Here is a 664-nt window from a genome sequence, read left to right as displayed (position 1 = left end):
CCTATCGGGATCTTGGGTTGTGGGCGATACTGGATTCGAACCAGTGACCCCCTGCTTGTAAGGCAGGTGCTCTGAACCAACTGAGCTAATCGCCCCTTTTATGTCGCTCCCTGAAATAGCTTGCTATTCCCTGAATGCGGATGCAAATATAGAACAGTTTTTTAATTCCACAAGGCTTTTTTTTGCATCGCTTAAAAAATGTTTAAAATATGTGAATTCAAACGCTGAAGACTGAAAACATTCAGCAAACAGGTAGGGGTAAAACGGAAATTCAAACTGTGTCAAGATGAACTAACACCTATGCACTCCCACCATCTAATACCGGGAAGCAGCAATCCAAACACAACATCAAGAGGAGAGGCACACAACAACCGGATAACTGTATAACAGCTTCACCGCATAACGGTAACAAAGTAACAACGGCAACAAGGGTAACAGGAATGCTGAATTATCAAATTTTACATCCTTACCACCTTGTAACCTCGTAACCTTGTAACTCCCCTGGATTACCTCCCTGCGGTCGGTGATCCAAAGAGGGGATGTTGCAATACCAAAATCCATCAAGGCTGCGCTTAACATCACTCTATAACCTTATAACCCTATAACCTTATAACCCTATAACCTCCTAACTCCTCCGGATTACCTCCCTCCGGTCGGTGATCCA

1 tRNA gene is annotated in these 664 nt (G+C 44.0%); it reads right to left on the bottom strand.

Annotated elements, in window-relative coordinates:
* Positions 1-20: 20 nt before the first annotated feature.
* Positions 21-95 (bottom strand) — tRNA-Val (locus IS446_RS00020).
* Positions 96-664 lie beyond the last annotated feature (569 nt).

Source organism: Robertkochia sediminum (assembly GCF_016786255.1).
Taxonomy (GTDB): Bacteria; Bacteroidota; Bacteroidia; order Flavobacteriales; family Flavobacteriaceae; genus Robertkochia; species Robertkochia sediminum.
Note: the sequence above shows the minus strand (reverse complement) of the source record. Positions and strands in the feature narration are given on the sequence as shown.